Origin of the sequence: Paenibacillus phoenicis (assembly GCF_034718895.1) — a bacterium.
Taxonomy (GTDB): Bacteria; Bacillota; Bacilli; order Paenibacillales; family Paenibacillaceae; genus Fontibacillus; species Fontibacillus phoenicis.
On record NZ_JAYERP010000001.1, the window covers coordinates 935,851 to 953,549 of the forward strand.

Genomic DNA, 17,699 nt, shown 5'->3' on the forward strand with positions numbered 1-17,699 from the left:
TGACGATAGTGACAAAATTACGTTCGGTTGGAATTATCGGGACCGGGAAATACGTTCCGGAGAAGGTGCTGACGAATGCCGATTTGGAGAAAATCGTAGATACGAACGACGAATGGATCGTTTCGCGTACAGGAATTAAAGAACGGCATATCGCCGCACCGGACCAAGCGTCCTCCGACTTGGCTTATGAAGCGGCCGTTCGGGCGTTGGATTCCGCGGGTTTGCGGGCTGAGGAGCTGGATTTGATCATCGTGGCTACAATTACCCCGGACATGGCGTTCCCTTCGACCGCCTGCATTTTGCAGGATAAGCTCGGTGCGAAAAAGGCGGCCGCCTTTGATTTGTCCGCTGCTTGCTCGGGGTTTGTCTACGGGATGGCCACCGCCAACGGATTCATTCAGACCGGAATGTACCGGAATGCACTGGTGATCGGTGTGGATACCTTGTCCCGCATCACGGATTATACGGACCGGAACACTTGCGTCTTGTTTGGGGACGGAGCCGGGGCTGTCGTTCTCGGCGAGGTGCCGGAAGGCCGCGGGTTTTTGTCCTTCGATCTCGGCGCGGAAGGGGCCGGCGGTGAGTTGCTGAAGCTCGAAGCGGGCGGTTCCCGGCTTCCGGCTTCGGAGGCGACTGTGGCGGATCGCAAGCATTACATTTATATGAATGGCCGCGAGGTGTTCAAGTTTGCCGTACGCGTGATGGGAACGGCAACCGAAGAAGTGCTGCGCAAAGCAGGGAAGACCAAAGAGGACATCGATCTCTTTGTCCCTCACCAGGCGAATATCCGAATCATCCAATCGGCGAGGGAGCGTCTGAATCTGCCGGAGGAGAAATGCGTGATCAATGTGGATAAATACGCCAACACTTCGGCGGCTTCGATCCCGCTGGCTCTGGTTGAAGCGGCAGAGGATGGACGCATGAAGGAAGGCGACACCATCCTGCTGGTTGGCTTCGGGGGCGGATTAACCTGGGGCGCATCCGTACTCGTATGGTAATCTAGGCTTTCGCCATAGGACATGCGGGTGGATGGTCATTCACCGGACTTTTACGATAGGGAGTGCACAGGATGGGCAAAATCGCTTTTGTTTTTCCGGGACAGGGTTCCCAAAGCGTTGGAATGGGCAAGGATATATATGACGCGCTGCCGGAGGCGCGGGCGCGGTTTGAAGCTGCGGATGAGCAGCTTGACTTCAAGCTCACCGATCTGATCTTCGGCGGCCCGGATACGGAGCTGAAGCAAACGGCCAATACGCAGCCTGCGCTCTTAACGACTAGCGTGGCGTTGTATGAGGCGTTTGCGGCCAAAGGCTTTCAGCCGGACTATGTAGCCGGCCACAGCCTGGGGGAATACAGCGCGCTGACCGCAGCCGGCGTTCTTAACTTCGAAGATGCCGTGAAGCTTGTACGTGCGCGCGGTGAATATATGGAACAAGCGGTGCCGGGCGGGCAAGGCGCGATGGCAGCCGTCCTTGGCGGCGAACGGGACGCGCTTGCCAAGCTGTGCGCCGACATTACCGCCGGCGGTGCGCTAGTTGAGCTGGCGAATGTGAACTGCCCTGGGCAGATTGTGGTCTCGGGAAGCCGAGAAGGGGTTGACCTCGTCATTGAGCGGGTGAAGGAAATCGGGGCCAAACGGGCGATTCCCCTGGAGGTCAGCGGACCGTTCCACTCTTCTTTGATGAAGACGGCTGCGGAACGGCTGGGCGAACGGCTGGCCGCCGCTTCGTTCAGCGATGCCAAGGTGCCGGTTGTCGCTAATGTGACGGCTCGTCCCGTACAAAGCGGGGCAGAGATTGCCGAATTGCTGGTTCGTCAAGTTTATTCTCCTGTGCTTTGGGAGGATAGCGTGAGTTGGCTCCTTTCCCAAGGCGTGGATACGTTCGTAGAGATCGGGCCTGGCAGCGTCTTAACCGGATTAATCAAAAAAATCGATAAATCGGCGCGGCTGTTTAACGTTAGCGGATTGGACAGCCTGGAACAAACGGCTGCAGCTTTAACCGAATAGGCCGATTTAGCCTTAGGTTTTACCATCGCCGCAAAGGTGCCGCTTGGCGCAAAGAATGGCGATAGGATCATAGAGGCAATCTAGAGCTTTGATTTTTAAATGCTTCGCATAGGTTAGGCGAAAGGAGATGAACCGTATGAGCAAACCGCTGCAAGGGAAAACCGCTTTGGTCACGGGGGCTTCACGTGGAATTGGCCGCAGCATTGCGCTTGCTTTGGCCGAGGCGGGAGCTGACGTTGTTGTAAACTATGCGGGGAATGAAGAAGCCGCCGCCCGCGTCGTTTCCGAAATCGAGGCGCTTGGTGTGAAATCCTACGCGGTTAAAGCGCATGTAGGCAGCAGCGAGCAGTTCGAGGAAATGGTGAAATCCATGCTGGATGCGTGGGGCCGGATCGATATTCTCGTGAATAACGCAGGGATTACAAGAGATAATTTAATTATGCGCATGAAGGAAGAAGAATTTGATCAAGTCATCGAGACGAATCTCAAAGGCGTATTTAACGGCATCAAAGCCGTGACCCGCCCGATGATGAAGCAGCGCTCGGGACGAATTATCAATATCTCTTCGGTGGTCGGCGTGCTCGGCAATGCGGGTCAGGCGAACTATGTCGCCGCCAAAGCCGGGGTTATTGGCTTGACCAAATCATCGGCGCGCGAGCTGGCTTCGCGCGGGATCACCGTGAATTGCGTCGCCCCCGGGTTTATCGATACCGATATGACGGGCGAGCTTCCGGAGGAGTATCGCCAGAAGCTGCTGGCGGATATCCCATTGGCCCGCTTGGGACAACCTGAGGAGATCGCCAGCGTGGTTCTGTTCCTCGCCTCGGACAGCGCGGCATATATGACCGGTCAAACGCTGCACGTAGACGGCGGAATGTATATGTAAAAATCACGCCTTTCGCTTCTATGGCATTTTAACTTCAAATCTCTTATAATACCAAAGAGGAGGTGAACCGGATGTCCGATATCTTGGATCGCGTAAAACGCATTGTAGTGGATCGCCTCGGCGCTGATGAAGCCGAAGTGACGCTGGAAGCGTCTTTCAAAGACGACTTGGGTGCGGATTCGCTTGACGTAGTTGAGTTGGTCATGGAATTGGAAGATGAATTCGATCTGGAAATTTCCGACGAAGATGCAGAGAAGATTACGACTGTAGGTGAAGTTGTAAACTACATACAATCTCATACCTAATGTCATCCAAAAGTCCCGTACCTCCTACATAGCAGGCGGGACTTCTCCTCATCTTCAGCTTCTGCAAGCATTCGTGCTTAAGAACTTAGAATGATTAGTACACATGAAGTCCATACGAGGTGAATGTGTTTGAAGCATAGAGTAGTAGTCACAGGAATGGGGGTCGTGACGGCGCTAGGACAAGACCTCGATACGCTATGGAATAACCTTGTTCAGGGGAAATCCGGCGTTTCGAGAATCGAAGCGTTTGATGTCAGCGAATACCCGACGCAAATTGCCGCCTCCGTGAAAGATTTTAATCCAGAGGATTATGTGGATCGGAAGGAAGCGCGGAAGATGGACCGCTTCGTGCAATTTGCAGCCGCTGCGGCAATCAGCGCCATGAAAGACAGCGGACTCACCATCGGTGAGACGGCCGATCCGGAACGGGTTGGCGTTATGATTGGTTCGGGGATCGGCGGTCTTGGAACTTGGGAAGACCAGCACAATATTTTGCTGGAGAAAGGTCCAAAACGCGTCAGCCCATTTTTTATTCCTATGATGATTGCCAATATGGCCTCGGGCCATGTATCGATCATGTTTGGAGCGAAGGGTCCGAACACGACGGCGGTAACTGCGTGCGCGACCGGAACTCATTCCATCGGCGATTCGTACAAGCTTATCCAGCGGGGTGATGCCGATGTGATGATTTGCGGAGGCGCGGAAGCAACGATCCGTCCGACCGGTATGGCGGGATTCTGCTCGATGCGGGCGATGTCGACCCGCAACGACGAACCGGAGAAAGCCAGCCGGCCGTTTGATCTGGAACGAGACGGCTTTGTCATGGGCGAAGGCGCCGGGATTCTGATTTTGGAATCGCTGGAGCATGCACAGAAGCGCGGTGCTAAAATCTACGGTGAAGTTATCGGCTACGGCTTGAGCGGGGACGCTCACCATATGACGGAGCCGGATCCCAACGGACCGGAACGCTGCATGAAGATGGCGATCCGCGATGCCGGGATTGCGCCGGAAGAAGTGGATTATATCAATGCCCACGGGACATCGACCCCGGTTGGCGACCGCTCGGAGACGATTGCGATCAAACGTGCGTTTGGAGACCATGCTTATAAATTGGCGGTCAGCTCGACGAAATCGATGACCGGCCACTTGCTTGGGGCTGCCGGCGGGGTGGAAGGCGTCATTTGCGGGCTCACCTTGAAGCATGGCATCATTCCGCCAACGATCAACTTGGAGCATCCGGATCCGGAATGTGATCTGGACTACGTTCCGAACGAAGCCAGACGTGCGGATGTCCGCGTCACGATGTCCAACTCGTTTGGATTCGGCGGACACAACGCCACGATCATCATGAAGAAATACGAAGCATAAGGGGTTAAGTCCGGTGAATGGAGATCTGAAGCAGTTACAGCAAAAACTTGAACTGGCATTCCAAAATCGGCAGCTTCTGAAACAAGCCTTCACTCATGCGTCATACGTGAATGAGCATCGCTTCAGTCAATATGAGGATAACGAACGGCTGGAGTTCTTGGGCGATGCCGTTCTCGAATTGACCGTTTCGGAGCATTTATATCGGTTATTCCCGGATCGTCCTGAAGGCGAGCTGACCAAATTGCGCGCCGCGATCGTCTGTGAACCGTCGCTCGTGAAATTTGCCGAAAACCTAGAGTTTGGAAAATACGTCCTGCTAGGCAAAGGCGAGGAGTTGACGGGTGGGCGAACTCGTCCTGCATTGCTCGCGGATGTGTTCGAATCCTTTATTGGCGCTTTGTACTTGGACCAGGGCCTGGAAGCAGTTACTGCGTTCCTTCATCGCCATGTATTCCCTAAATTGACCCTTGATGGCAAGCTGTCGACCGGCGACTTCAAGACGGAGCTGCAGGAATTGACGCAGCATCATGGCATGGGCACATTGGAATACCGGATCATTGAAGAACGGGGACCGGCCCATGAACGCGAATTCGTTGCGGAGGTCCGCATGGATGGGCGTCCGCTTGGCCAGGGTACCGGCAGATCCAAGAAGGAAGCCGAGCAGCAGGCCGCCGCCGTGGCATTGGAGTTGCTTAAGAGCTCTGAGCTTGGCGGTTAACCAAGTCATTTTGAAACAAAAAAGGTCGTCCCTGTCACTTGAAGCTCAAGCGGGGGACGACCTTTATTCATATCCACTGCCTTCCGAAGATCTGTAACGCTGACCACCGTTGTTATTTGTAGTGAAACGTGAAATTGAAAGATGTAACGCTTGTAGGAGAGCTTATTAAGCGATTTCTCCTTAAAAAAACGGGGTTTCGCAGAAAATAAGCATGCTGATCAGCGTTAGATAATGGAACGTGTGCATTTTGCCCAAATAAGCATCCTGGTAAGCGTTAGAGCATATGCGATGCGAGTACGGGTACTTAAAGACGGATACTTATTCAGTACAGGGATGCCGTAACGATTCAACAAAGCTTAAGGCAGCCGCTTTCTGAGCTCGGTCATCAGCGTCAACGTATCCATGCCGGCGTGGTTGCCGAGCAGGATGATCGTATACCCGCCGCCGAGCTCCCGGGACATGCCGGTGGCGTAGCCGGTACCGCTGCCATTGTGGAAGACGCGTGTTGTCCCGTTTTCCTGCTGAATCATCCAGCCGTAGCCGTAATTTTTCTCAGAATACGGGGTGAACATTTGGTCGATCGACGCTTGGCTAAGTACGCGTTCCGTTTCAAATGAGGCGATCCACGTCAACATGTCGTTGGCAGTGGAGTATAACGTGCCGGTCCCGGATTGTGAGATATAAGGGCCGGCCGGCGCCCAGAGTTGGTCCCCGGCACTAACGTAGCCCTGAAGGACCGGAATCGAGGGCTTCGCTTCGCCGGTGTCTTTTAAACCCAGCGGCTCCCAAATGCTCTGCTTCAGATATTCCCCATAACTCATCCCCGAGGCTTTCTCGATGATCCCTGCCAGCACGACATAACCGCTGTTGCTGTACATAAATTTGCTGCCCGGTTCACTCAGCAGCGGTTTGGAGCGGATCGCTTCGATGGTATCTTGCAAGGACAGGCCCGCAACACGTGGAAAGTTGGGGTTGATGCCGGACAGGTGGGATAGCAGCAGGTGAATAGTAATCCGATCCCCACTAGGAAAACCGGGGAAATACGACTCTAATGTATCGTCTAGGTGAAGCTTTCCCTCCTCCGCGAGCTTCATGACGGCCGCCGCCGTAAACGATTTGGTCAGCGATCCAATGCGCGACTTTTGATCGGCCCGGACGAGCTGGTTATCGCCGTCATATCCGTACCCTTTGCGCAGCAGGATCTGGTCACCTTTAGCAATCATTGCGATGCCGGAGTACTTCTGGGCTTGCAAATAGCGGTCAGCTACCTCGGTTTCCGAAGAACGGATTGTCGCTGCGTCCGGGGTCAAGGCAACGTGCATCGTTCCTGACATTGCCACGGCATCCACCTCAGCCTTCAGCACTTCGGCTAAAGCCCGCAAAGGCACCAAGGTGACGCCGCCTTGATCTAACGAATTTACGCCGATCCGGAGCGGGTTGCCGTTGACGCTGAACAGATCCGTCCCCGCGCGGTGCAGGATCGTGTCCCCGTGTACCCGAAGCTCGGCAGCACGTTTCGTAGTATTCCATCGTACTTCTGCACCCAGGTATTCCGCCGCTTCACGCAAAGGGGCATAGGTCACGCCGCGATAAATGAGGGGCTTGGTTGTCCAGGCAACGGATTGCCCCCCTACGGTCACAGTTACGGATTTCCCCGCCTGCGTCTGCGAAGCGGAAGCCACTGGCAGTCCCGGCGATCCGAGGGAAGCCGTCCCAAGGCATACAGATATCATGATGCCGGCCAGGCGGGAAAGTTTTTTTATGCTCATCAATGTTGCTCCTTTTACCGATATAAGAGGTTGGATTTTTTTCTATCACACTAGCAAAAAGTGCCTTAAATTTCAAGCGAATGAGAGAAGCGTCATGCCGCGCAATCTTCCGCGACGGATAGCCTGTCCTCCAGGGCTTGGGGTATGTTACAATAGTCGGTAGAGGTGATCGTGAACGTATGTTTTTGAAACGGATAGAGTTAGCGGGCTTCAAATCGTTCGCCGATAAGACGGAGATGGAATTCGTCCGCGGAATTACCGCCGTGGTTGGACCTAACGGCAGCGGTAAGAGTAACATCTCCGACGGGATCCGCTGGGTGCTCGGGGAGCAAAGCGCCAAGTCGCTGCGCGGCGGGAAGATGGAAGATATCATTTTTGCCGGCAGTGACGCGCGCAAGGCCGTGAATTACAGTGAGGTATCGCTGACGTTGGACAACACCGATCAAGCGTTGCCGCTTGACTTCAGCGAAGTGACGGTGACCCGGCGAGTCCATCGCAGCGGCGACAGTGAATACTTCATCAACAAGCAGCCCTGCAGGCTGAAGGATATCACCGAGCTGTTTATGGACACGGGGATCGGGAAGGAAGCGTACTCTATCATCGGGCAGGGCCGGATTGAGGAAATTTTGAGCACACGCTCGGAGGACCGCCGCGGCATTTTTGAAGAGGCTTCGGGGATTGTGAAATACAAGAGCCGCAAACGCGACGCCCGCCGCAAGCTGGATGAAACCGAGCAGAACCTGCTTCGCATCAACGACTTGGTGTCCGAGCTGGAGGATCAGATCGAGCCGCTGAAGGAGCAGTCGGAGAAAGCCCTGAAGTACAAGGAATTGCGTGAGCAATTAAAAAATAAAGAAATTTCGCTATATGTGCATCAGATCGAGCAAATCCATGAATCGTGGAGCGAGGCCAACGCCAAGCTGGCCAAGCTGCAGGAGGAGCAGCTGGCGCTGTCGACCGTTGTTTCCGCGCATGATGCCAAATTGGAGAGCGACCGGCTGGCCCTTCGTCAGGTTGAGGATCAAATCGAACTGCTGCAAAGTCAGCTGCTCGAATACAGCGAAAGCTACGAGAAAAGCGAAGGCTACGGCGAAGTGCTGAAGGAACGCGCTAAAAATCTGACGCAAAATCGCGAGCAGCTGCTTCAATCGCTGGAGATTAGTGAAGAGCGGTTCGCCCAGCGGCAGCAGGAAAAGGAGCAGCTGGCAGCCAAATTCGCCGCAGCGGAGCAGCAGCTTCATGAACTGCGTAATGAGCTGGCGGCCGAAGAGGCGAAGCTGATCGGGGTGACCGGCGGCATCAGCCAAGCGCAGGAGGACGGCCTGAAAGGCCAACTGCTGGACATCATGAACCAGATGGCGCAAGCGCGCAACGAGATCCATTATGCTGAACAGCAGAAGGAAAGCGTGAAACGCCGGATGGAACGCGCGGAAGAGGAAGGCGTCAAATGGACGGAGGAGCTGGAACGGCTCAAAGCGCGCAAGGCTGAACTGGAGAAGGTGCTAGACAAGCTGGGCAAAGAGATTGCCGATTTGCGCGGACAGTACATCCAGGAAAGCGAACGCGTGAATTCGCTGCAGAAGCTTGTGGAAGAAAGCCAAAGCAACATCCGCAAATGGGAACAGAAGCGCGAAGCGTTGGTTTCCCGCCGCGACACGATGAAGGAGATGGAGGACGACTACGACGGGTTTGTCTTGGGCGTTAAGGAAGTGCTCAAGGCGGCCAAACGGTCGACGTTGTCCGGTGTCCACGGTGCTGTCGCGGAGCTGATTCGGGTGCCGGAGAAGCTTGAAGTCGCCGTAGAGACGGCGCTAGGCGCTGCGATGCAGCATATCGTCATGGAAAACGAAGCGGTGTCGCGGCAGGCGATCGCCTTTCTGAAGCAGCGGCAGCTGGGCCGAGCGACCTTCCTTCCGCTCGACGTAATTCGTCCGCGCCAGATTTCCGCAGCGGACAAACGTCTACTGGAGGAAGCGGACGGATTCATCGGCATTGGAGCCGATCTGGTGGGCTACGAGCCGAGGTATGAGAACATTGTCGGCAGCTTGCTCGGTAATGTCGTCTTTGCCAGCGATCTGGAGCGGGCGAACAAAATGGCCGCACGGCTGCAATACCGCTTCCGGATCGTGACGCTGGAAGGCGATGTCGTGAATGCCGGCGGTTCGATGACCGGGGGCAGCCAGCATCGCAAGAACAGCAACCTGCTGGGGCGTAAACGCCAGCTCGACCAGCTTGCCGGCGATATTCGCGAAAGCGAGGAAATGCTGGACAAGCTGCGCAAAGGGTTGGCAGACGTACGCAGTCAGCTGGCCAAGGCCGAAAGCGAGTTAACGCGACTGCGGGAAGCCGGCGATGCCAAACGGGTAGAGGAGCAAGAATGCGCCGGTGATTTGAAACAGATCGACCACGAATGGCGCCGTGTCTCCGAGCAGTTTGAGCTCTATGGCCAGGAGAAAGGCCACTACCTGAAAGAGCTCGAGGAGCTTGAAGCGACGAAGACCGCAGCGGAAGCGCGACTCGTTGAGCTGGAGAAAGAAGAGCAAACGGTGCAGCAGTCGATCCGGGCAGCCGAGTTCGCGCGTAAAGCTAGCGAATCGGCCAAGGAGGAGCTGCAGGATTTGCTGACCGGGCTCAAGGTCCGGGAAGGCAAGCTGGATCAGGAATGCCAGTCGCTGCGTGAGCAGCTGCGCCGCGCGGAGGAAGAGTTCAAGGTGCAGGAGCGTGAGCTGGGGCAGACCCGCACGATCCTGCAGTCGATTGAAGCGGACCTGAAGCAAAACGAGGAGCAGACCGTGAAGCAACGGGAAGAGCTCAACGACTTTAAGCTGAAGAAGGAACGGGCCAGCGAACAGCTGGAGCTGGAACGCGCTTCGCGCGCCGTGCTTGTGAAGAAGCTGGAGGAAGGCGAAAGCGAAACGAAAGAGCAGCGGCTTGGGCTCAAGGCCGTAGAGGAGCAGTTGCGCCAGACAGAAATCCAGGCGAACCGCCTCGACGTGGAGCTGGATAACATTCTGCGCAAGCTGTCTGAGGATTACGAGCTGAGCTACGAGCTGGCGAAGCAGCGTTACGCCGTGCCGGAGGATGTGCCGCAGACCCAGGCCGACGTGAAGGAGCTGAAGCGGCAGATCACGTTGCTTGGGGAAGTGAATCTCGGCGCGATCGAGGAATACAACCGCGTGTCGGAACGTTATCAGTTCCTCAGCGAGCAGAAGAATGATCTCGTCGAAGCGAAAACGACGTTGTACCAGGTAATCCGCGAAATGGACGAGGAGATGTCCAAACGCTTCAAAACGACGTTTGACGCCATTCGCCGCGAATTTGTGATCGTCTTCTCGAAGCTGTTCGGCGGCGGGCGGGCGGATTTGATCTTGGTCGATCCGGACAACCTGCTGGACACAGGGATCGATGTGGTGGCTCAGCCGCCGGGCAAGAAGCTGCAAAACCTGCAGCTGCTCTCCGGCGGGGAGCGGGCATTAACAGCGATGGCGCTGCTGTTTGCGATTTTGCAGGTGAAGCCGGTGCCGTTCTGCGTGCTCGACGAGGTCGAGGCGGCGCTGGACGAAGCCAACGTGGTCCGTTTTGCCCAGTACTTGCGCGAATTTTCGGAGCAAACCCAGTTTATCGTGGTGACTCACCGCAAAGGCACGATGGAAGAAGCCGACGTGCTGTACGGGGTGACCATGGAGGAAGGCGGCGTGTCCAAGCTCGTTTCGGTGAAGCTGGAGGACGAAGATACGGTCGAAATCGCTTAAGCCAACAGAACATTCTCAAATACAATTTACGGTGGCTTGGGGGTCAAGACGACAGCTTGGCTCTCCTGCCACGTTTTTGTGTTTACGCGGTCTGGGGCGGAAAATTGCTTGGGCCCCCTGCGGTATGAGATAATTGAGTTCGAAGTGATGAAGGAGGACATATTCCTATGAGTTTCTTTAAGAAACTGAGAGAAAGCATTGCATCTAAAACGGAATCCGTAACGAAACAGTTCCGGGACGGGCTGGAGAAAAGCCGGAAAGGCTTTGTTGAAAAAGTGACAGAGCTCGTAACCCGGCGCAAAAAAATCGATGAGGAATTTTTCGAAGAGCTGGAGGAAATTTTGATTGGCGCCGATGTTGGCGTGAACACCGTAATGAAGCTGATCGATGATCTGCAGGCCGAAGTGAAGCAGCGCCGGATCGAGAACGCCTCGGAGCTCCAGCCGCTGCTCTCCGAGAAGCTGACCCAGCTGCTGCGCGGGGATGAGGACAGCGAAATGCATTTGAACCCGGACGGGATCAGCGTCATTTTGTTCGTTGGCGTTAATGGGGTCGGTAAAACGACGACGATCGGTAAGTTGGCCCATTTCTATAAGCAACAGGGTAAGAAGGTCATCCTGGCTGCCGGCGACACCTTCCGTGCAGGGGCGATTGAGCAGCTCGAGGTTTGGGGCAATCGAGTTGGAGTGGATGTCATCAAGCAACAGGCCGGCTCTGATCCGGCAGCGGTGATGTTCGACGCGGTTCAAGCCGCCAAGCAGCGTGGGGCCGATATTCTGCTGTGCGATACCGCGGGACGGCTGCAGAACAAGTCGAACCTGATGGAGGAGCTGAACAAGATTTACCGCGTCATCCAGCGCGAAATTCCAGGCGCTCCGCATGAGGTGCTGATGGTGCTTGATGCAACAACAGGGCAAAACGCGCTTAGCCAAGCCAAGCTGTTTGGCGAGAAGAGCGGCGTGACCGGTCTCGTGCTCACGAAGCTGGATGGCACGGCTAAAGGCGGTATTGTCATCGCCATCCGTCAAGAGCTCAGCCTTCCGGTGAAATTCGTTGGACTAGGCGAGAAGATGGAAGATCTCCAAAAATTCGATTCCGAGCAATTCGTGCATGGGTTGTTTGCCGGCTTGATTGCTGAGGAGGAAGAAGCTGAAGGGGAACCCAATGAGGCTTAATTGGGCAAGTCCCAGTAACACATTGCGGGGTTCCTTCGTATGATGCTCATAGGCAAACGCCCGGCAAGACAAACTAATCAAGAGAATTTTAGGAGGTGACAGGATGGCCAATACACATACGTATGACCGCCGTGAGGAAATTGCCAACGCGATCACTCACGGCATCGGCGCCTTGCTCAGTGTGGCAGGATTAGTGCTGTTGATCGTTTTTTCCAGCATGAAGGGCACAGCTTGGCACGTTGTCAGCTTTACAATATATGGTGCAAGCATGCTGCTGTTATACCTGTGCTCGACCCTCGTGCACAGCTTCAAGGAAGGGAAACTGAAGGATTTGTTCGAATTTTTCGACCATTCCTCGATTTACATTTACATCGCGGGGACGTATACCCCGTTTCTGCTGGTAGCCGTTAGGGGACCGCTCGGCTGGAGCCTGTTTGGCACCGTCTGGGGGATCGCGCTGCTTGGCGTTGTGTTTAAAGCCTTTTTCGTCAAAAGATTCCTGTTCCTATCGACGTTTTTCTACTTGATTATGGGCTGGTTAATCGTGATTGCCTGGGGACCGCTGACCGCGGCGATGCCGCATCAAGGGATCGTCCTGCTGGTTGCAGGCGGGCTGGCGTATACGCTGGGAACGATATTTTATGTCTGGCGCGGATTTCCTTATCACCATGCGATCTGGCATCTGTTCGTCCTCGGCGGCAGCGTAACGCATTTCTTTGCGATATTGCTGTATCTCTTGCCGAATCATTAAGAGAACTAGGCGTCAAGCCGCTTTCCGAAGCACTGGGAGCGGCTTTTTTGCATAGAACAGCGGCTTTGGCTATGTCCTGAACTGATGTTAAGGAAAAGTGCTTGACATCCATCTCGGCATTCGGTATCATAGGAAAAGTTGATGCCTGTAAAGTGTTTTTCCTTGACGGAGGGGGTGCCCAGATGAGTCAGGAGAATAGGCTTGAGAAGACAAACCGGATCAACCTTTTGTTTGACTTCTATGAAGCGCTGCTGACGGAGAAGCAGCAGACGTTCTTGAAATATTATTTTCTCGATGATTTCTCGCTGGGCGAAATTGCCGCTGAGTTCGAGATCAGCCGTCAGGCGGTATATGAACATATCAAACGGGCTGAAGGCATGCTGGAAACGTACGAGGAGAAGCTGGGTCTGCTGAAGAAGCACGAAGCGCGGAGCCTCGTGTTGTCCCGGTTAGGGCAACTGGTCGAAGACAGCGACATGTCCCCGTTACATAAAGAAACCGCAAGAAATTTGCTTCGCGAGGCGGAGCAATTGTAAGATGACAATAGGAATACGGAACGATTCTTATAGAGATGGAGGTGACGAGGTATGGCATTTGAAGGTTTGACAAGCCGTTTACAGAGCGTGTTCAGCAAGCTTCGCGGCAAGGGCAAAGTTTCCGAGGACGATGTGAACGAAGCGATGCGTGAGGTTCGCCTCGCGTTGCTGGAAGCGGACGTCAACTTTAAAGTCGTCAAGGAATTCATCGCCAAGGTGAAGGAGAAGGCGGTCGGCAAAGAGGTGATGGACAGCTTTACGCCGGGCATGGTCATCATCGATATCGTCAACAAAGAGCTGACCGAGCTGATGGGCGGAAGCCAAGCCAAGCTGGCTCGCAGCAATCGGCCGCCAACTGTCGTGATGATGGCGGGTCTGCAAGGGGCTGGGAAGACGACAACCTCGGCGAAGCTGGCCAAGCTGCTGCTGAAGGAGAATCACCGGCCGCTGCTGGTCGCAGGGGACATTTACCGTCCGGCGGCAATCAAGCAGCTGCAGGTGCTCGGCGAGCAGATCAAAGTGCCGGTGTTTACGTTGCCGGAGGGCAACAGCCCGGTCGAAATCGCCCGTCAGGCGTTGCAGCATGCGAAGGATAACGGCAACGACTACGTGCTGATTGATACCGCAGGCCGGCTGCATGTGGACGAAGAGCTGATGCAGGAGCTGCGGCAAATCCATGAAGTGACGAAGCCGGACGAAGTCTTGCTGGTTGTGGACGCCATGACCGGTCAGGACGCGGTTAACGTTGCGGAGAGCTTCAATCAACAGCTGACGCTCACCGGTGTCGTGTTGACCAAGCTCGACGGCGATACCCGCGGCGGTGCGGCGTTGTCGGTTAAGGCCGTAACCGGCTGTCCGATCAAGTTTGCCGCGCTTGGCGAGAAGATCGATGCGCTGGAACCGTTCCATCCGGAACGGATGGCATCGCGGATTCTTGGCATGGGCGACATGCTGTCGCTGATTGAGAAAGCCCAAGCCAACATCGACGCGGAAAAAGCGAAGGAAATGGAACGGAAAATGCGCAATGCGGAGTTTACGTTCGAGGATTTCCTGGAGCAAATGGAGCAGGTGAAGAAGCTGGGCCCGCTGGATCAGCTCATGGACATGATCCCCGGCATGGGCAAGATGAAGCAGATGCAGAACGTCAAGGTGGACGAGAAGCAAATGAGCCGGGTAGAGGCCATCGTGCATTCGATGACCAAAGAGGAGAAGCAGAATCCCGATATGATCAATCACAGCCGGCGCAAACGGATCGCTGCAGGCAGCGGAACCACGCTCGCCGACGTCAACCGCTTGATCAAGCAATTTGACGAGATGCGCCGCGTGATGAAGCAGTTCTCCGACATGATGGGGCCGAAAGGCAAAGGTAACAAAATGTTAAAGCAATTAAGCAAGGCTGGCAAAGGGATGAGATTCCCTTTCCGTTAATCGATAGCAAGGTTCATTCTTAGAAGGAGGTGAATTTCGTGGCAGTTCGTATTCGTTTGAAACGTATTGGTGCTCATAAAGCTCCTTTCTACCGTATCGTGGTTTCGAATTCCCGTTCCCCGCGTGACGGTCGTTTTATCGAGGAGATTGGTTACTACAACCCGGTTGCTGAGCCGGCCGTAGTCAACATCGATGAAGAGAAAGCATTGAAATGGCTCCAAGACGGTGCACAAGCATCCGATACCGTTCGCAATCTGCTGAGCAAAGCAGGCGTTATGAAGAAATTCCATGAGCTTAGACAGCAGAAATAATTGCTGATTCGGAGGGTCGTAAATGGAACAATTAGTCGGCGTTATTGCGAAGGCTCTTGTTGATCATCCGGACGACGTGCGCGTAGATGTCGTGGAGAAGGACCACCTGATTGTGTATGAGCTCTCCGTACATCCCGACGATGTAGGGAAGGTTATTGGCAAGCAGGGGAGAATCGCCAAGGCGCTTCGCACCGTCGTAGCATCGGCAGCGGTCAAGATGGATAAGCGGGTCACCGTGGATATCATGTCTTGAACGGTAACTTCATAATGGTAGACGAAAGCGGGTTAGGATGTTTGTCCTAGCCCTTTTTCGTACATGCTGAAGCAGAAGGATCCTGGCAGTTAGGACAAGCTGCGAGTATGACGAGGAGATAGCACTTGGGAGGTTAATATGTCGGATTCATTGTTAACGGTAGGCAAAATCGTAAATACACACGGGATACGCGGGGAGCTTCGCGTGCTGTTGCAGACGGACTTTCCGGAGGTGCGCTTTGCTCCGAAAAGCCGGCTCCTGATCGTTCATCCCGAAACCGGGGAACGGCTGGAGGTCACCGTACAATCGGCGCGGCCTTACAAACAGATGTATATTGTCAAATTCGTCGAATTCTCCAACATCAACGATGTGGAAAGGTTCAAAGGCCGTGACTTGAAGGTGAGCAAGGCGGAATCGGTGGAGCTTCCGGAAAACGAATATTATTTCCATGAAATCATCGGCTGCAGAGTTGTTTCCGATGAGGGGGAAGAGTTAGGTGAAATCGTGGAGATTTTGCGGCCCGGCGCCAATGACGTTTGGGTGGCCAAGCTGCCAAACGGTAAACAGCTGCTGCTTCCGGTGATCGATGACGTTGTATTGGACGTCAACGTGAAGGAGAAAATCATTACAGTGCATATGATGGAAGGACTGTTGTAGGATGCGCGTGGATGTGTTGACCTTGTTTCCTGAAATGTTCGCCGGCGTATTTGGCAGCAGCATCCTCGGCAAAGCTCAGGACAAGGGCATTGTGTCATTCAACGCCATTAACTTCCGGGACTACGCGGGTAATAAACACGGGACTGTCGATGACACGCCTTATGGCGGCGGCGGAGGGATGGTGCTGAAGCCGGAACCGATTTTTCGTGCGGTTGAAGATTTGCTTGGACGGGAAATTGATGGGGAAAACGGAGATACAGCGAAAGATCCGGCAGCTGCTGCAGAACCTGACCTGACGCCAAACCCTTCCGTTCGTCCACCGCGCATTATCCTGATGTGTCCGCAAGGCGAGACGTTTACGCAAAAGAAGGCGGAAGAATTGGCCCAGGAAGATCACCTGATCTTTATTTGCGGCCATTATGAAGGATACGACGAACGGATTCGCCAGCATTTGGTCACCGACGAGTTATCGATCGGCGATTATGTGCTGACCGGCGGCGAGCTGCCGGCGATGGTTGTCATCGACAGTGTGACGCGCCTGCTGCCCGGGGTGTTAGGCAATGAAACAAGCGCGGTCACCGATTCGTTTAGCACCGGACTGCTGGAATACCCGCATTACACACGTCCCGTTGAGTTTCGCGGCTGGAGAGTGCCGGATATTCTGCTCAGTGGACATCATGCCAATGTCGATGAATGGCGGCGCAAGGAAGCGTTACGGCGGACGTGGGAGCGACGCCCCGATCTGCTTGAGAAGGTGGAGTTATCCCCTAAGGACTTGCGCTGGCTGGAAGAAATCAAAGCTAATGCTCCGAAAGGGAAGGATTAAGTAACTTCTCCATGTCTGTGTCCGATGTGACCGTTAAGCGGTTTAAAGCCATTAACCGGTCACCGGGTTGAACAAAGCCCTGGCGAACGGTGAAAGCCATGCGGTAGCCGTTCTCCTGCAGCTCATAAATCATCTGTTGGGATTTCTCGCCATACGGGTAAGCAAAGTAAGGAGAGTCGACCCCGTTTTCCTTCATCTTGTCGATATCGGCTTGGATCAACGTGGAGTCTAGCCCTGCGGATGCAGCAACCCCGCATTTTTGAAAGCCTTTGTAATGCAGATTGTACGTGTGGCTGTGAAACTCGAATACATCGCGCGCAGCATGGATTTCTTCCTTTGAAAGATACGTTTTCTTCGTGGGATCAAAGTTTTGGGTTTCTTCTTCGATTTTACTGCCGATGACAAAGATGGCTGCTTTAAATCCATAGGTTTTGAGAATCGGATAAGCGTAAATATAGTTATTTTGATAGCCGTCATCAAAGGTAATCACCACGCTCTTGGCCGGCAGGGAGATTTGTCCTCTGACGTATTGTTCAAGTTCGCTTAAAGAGGCGGTATAATACTCCTGCTCATGCAGATAGGCCATCTCTGCTTCAAAAGCCTCAAGATTGATGATGGATTTGTTGCCAGGCTCTTGATTGTATTGCTTCGGGGTTATGTAATGATACATCAGTACGGGCACTTGTGCGGCGGTGCCTGGGGCAACCGCAAAGTCCTTCGGCAGGGTGGGATATTCCTCATGCTTCGCATGGCTTGAAGTAAACACCTTCGTTTTTACCATATCCCATGAGGTACAAGCCTTACGGGCCATTACCGTATTCGGATGGGTCACTGCGGCCGAATACACAAAAATCGAAATTGCTGCGAAAAATAGTACATACTTTGCTAATCTTCTTCTCATTTCTCCACAAACTCCTATTTTTCTCTATTAGATCTATTTTATTCGCTCTCTCCAA

17 protein-coding genes are annotated in these 17,699 nt (G+C 54.2%); 15 read left to right on the forward strand and 2 right to left on the reverse strand.

What is annotated here, in order from left to right; translation table 11 throughout:
- Positions 1 to 8 precede the first annotated feature (8 nt).
- The 6 genes from U9M73_RS04380 (at position 9) to rnc (ending at position 5,285) form a co-directional block, all read left to right on the forward strand.
- A complete protein-coding gene (locus U9M73_RS04380) occupies positions 9 to 998 on the forward strand; it encodes a beta-ketoacyl-ACP synthase III (protein ID WP_407673883.1) in 990 nt (329 codons plus the stop codon).
- A 71-nt stretch (positions 999 to 1,069) separates the two neighbouring features.
- Positions 1,070 to 2,008, forward strand: a complete 939-nt coding sequence (fabD, locus tag U9M73_RS04385) for an ACP S-malonyltransferase (RefSeq protein WP_323076432.1) — start codon at positions 1,070 to 1,072, stop codon at positions 2,006 to 2,008.
- Between the two features lie 136 nt (positions 2,009 to 2,144).
- The gene (gene fabG / locus U9M73_RS04390) at positions 2,145 to 2,894 is read left to right on the forward strand and encodes a 3-oxoacyl-ACP reductase FabG (RefSeq protein ID WP_009222967.1); all 750 of its coding nucleotides are present in this window, start codon (positions 2,145 to 2,147) and stop codon (positions 2,892 to 2,894) included.
- 71 nt (positions 2,895 to 2,965) lie between these two features.
- The gene (gene acpP, locus U9M73_RS04395) at positions 2,966 to 3,199 is read left to right on the forward strand and encodes an acyl carrier protein (protein WP_009222968.1); all 234 of its coding nucleotides are present in this window, start codon (positions 2,966 to 2,968) and stop codon (positions 3,197 to 3,199) included.
- A gap of 129 nt (positions 3,200 to 3,328) precedes the next feature.
- Positions 3,329 to 4,567 (forward strand): beta-ketoacyl-ACP synthase II, encoded by a 1,239-nt coding sequence (gene fabF / locus U9M73_RS04400; RefSeq protein ID WP_157273274.1) that lies wholly within the window; start codon positions 3,329 to 3,331, stop codon positions 4,565 to 4,567.
- A gap of 13 nt (positions 4,568 to 4,580) precedes the next feature.
- A complete protein-coding gene (gene rnc / locus U9M73_RS04405) occupies positions 4,581 to 5,285 on the forward strand; it encodes a ribonuclease III (protein ID WP_323076434.1) in 705 nt (234 codons plus the stop codon).
- Positions 5,286 to 5,641: 356 nt separating this feature from the next.
- On the opposite strand, the gene U9M73_RS04410 is transcribed toward rnc, so the two are convergent.
- On the reverse strand, positions 5,642 to 7,054 hold the full coding sequence (locus U9M73_RS04410) for a serine hydrolase domain-containing protein (RefSeq protein WP_323076436.1): 1,413 nt from the start codon (positions 7,052 to 7,054) through the stop codon (positions 5,642 to 5,644).
- Between the two features lie 179 nt (positions 7,055 to 7,233).
- Between U9M73_RS04410 and smc the strand changes: the two genes are divergently transcribed.
- The 9 genes from smc to trmD all read left to right on the forward strand — a co-directional run bounded on the left by smc (position 7,234) and on the right by trmD (position 16,743).
- Positions 7,234 to 10,806, forward strand: a complete 3,573-nt coding sequence (smc, locus tag U9M73_RS04415) for a chromosome segregation protein SMC (protein WP_009222972.1) — start codon at positions 7,234 to 7,236, stop codon at positions 10,804 to 10,806.
- Positions 10,807 to 10,973: 167 nt separating this feature from the next.
- On the forward strand, positions 10,974 to 11,981 hold the full coding sequence (gene ftsY, locus U9M73_RS04420) for a signal recognition particle-docking protein FtsY (RefSeq protein WP_323076437.1): 1,008 nt from the start codon (positions 10,974 to 10,976) through the stop codon (positions 11,979 to 11,981).
- A gap of 103 nt (positions 11,982 to 12,084) precedes the next feature.
- The gene (gene trhA / locus U9M73_RS04425) at positions 12,085 to 12,732 is read left to right on the forward strand and encodes a PAQR family membrane homeostasis protein TrhA (protein WP_009222974.1); all 648 of its coding nucleotides are present in this window, start codon (positions 12,085 to 12,087) and stop codon (positions 12,730 to 12,732) included.
- A 182-nt stretch (positions 12,733 to 12,914) separates the two neighbouring features.
- Positions 12,915 to 13,268 (forward strand): putative DNA-binding protein, encoded by a 354-nt coding sequence (locus tag U9M73_RS04430; RefSeq protein ID WP_009222975.1) that lies wholly within the window; start codon positions 12,915 to 12,917, stop codon positions 13,266 to 13,268.
- Positions 13,269 to 13,319: 51 nt separating this feature from the next.
- Positions 13,320 to 14,696, forward strand: coding sequence for a signal recognition particle protein (gene ffh / locus U9M73_RS04435; protein WP_323076438.1), 1,377 nt, complete (start codon positions 13,320 to 13,322; stop codon positions 14,694 to 14,696).
- Between the two features lie 38 nt (positions 14,697 to 14,734).
- Positions 14,735 to 15,007, forward strand: a complete 273-nt coding sequence (rpsP, locus tag U9M73_RS04440; protein ID WP_009222977.1) for a 30S ribosomal protein S16 — start codon at positions 14,735 to 14,737, stop codon at positions 15,005 to 15,007.
- A 22-nt stretch (positions 15,008 to 15,029) separates the two neighbouring features.
- Entirely contained in the window at positions 15,030 to 15,260 is a 231-nt protein-coding gene (locus U9M73_RS04445; RefSeq protein ID WP_009222978.1) for a KH domain-containing protein, read from the forward strand.
- 138 nt (positions 15,261 to 15,398) lie between these two features.
- Entirely contained in the window at positions 15,399 to 15,917 is a 519-nt protein-coding gene (rimM, locus tag U9M73_RS04450) for a ribosome maturation factor RimM (protein ID WP_009222979.1), read from the forward strand.
- 1 nt (position 15,918) lies between these two features.
- The gene (gene trmD / locus U9M73_RS04455; RefSeq protein WP_323076439.1) at positions 15,919 to 16,743 is read left to right on the forward strand and encodes a tRNA (guanosine(37)-N1)-methyltransferase TrmD; all 825 of its coding nucleotides are present in this window, start codon (positions 15,919 to 15,921) and stop codon (positions 16,741 to 16,743) included.
- On the opposite strand, the gene U9M73_RS04460 is transcribed toward trmD, so the two are convergent.
- Positions 16,718 to 17,644, reverse strand: a complete 927-nt coding sequence (locus U9M73_RS04460) for a polysaccharide deacetylase family protein (protein WP_323076440.1) — start codon at positions 17,642 to 17,644, stop codon at positions 16,718 to 16,720. The two genes, trmD and U9M73_RS04460, sit on opposite strands and share 26 nt — an antisense overlap.
- Positions 17,645 to 17,699: the final 55 nt, after the last annotated feature.